The 237-nt window shown below is 80.6% G+C and carries 1 pseudogene; it reads left to right on the forward strand.

The annotated features are described in order from the left end of the window. Nucleotides 1–237 (forward strand): annotated as a pseudogene (locus AX737_RS33945) (hypothetical protein); the annotation flags it as partial.

Consider the following 237-nt stretch of genomic DNA (forward strand, 5'->3'; position numbering starts at 1 on the left):
GTGCTGGCCGCCGCGGTGCTGCTCGGGCTCGGCGCGAGCGGGTTCGCGGGCTACGTCATCGCCGGCCAAGAGCGGCCCTACGCCGTCCAGGCCGTGGTGCCGGCCGGGACCGGCCCCTTCGCCTGGAAGCGCCCGCCGGGTCCGGCCGGGCCGCGGCCGGCGGTCGTCGATCTCGACCCCACCACGACCGGCGCCATCCTGGCCCGGTCCGCCGCGGCGCCCGCGCCGGTCGTGGTG

Source organism: Methylobacterium sp. CCH5-D2 (assembly GCF_001556475.1).
Lineage (GTDB): Bacteria > Pseudomonadota > Alphaproteobacteria > Rhizobiales > Beijerinckiaceae > Methylobacterium > Methylobacterium hispanicum.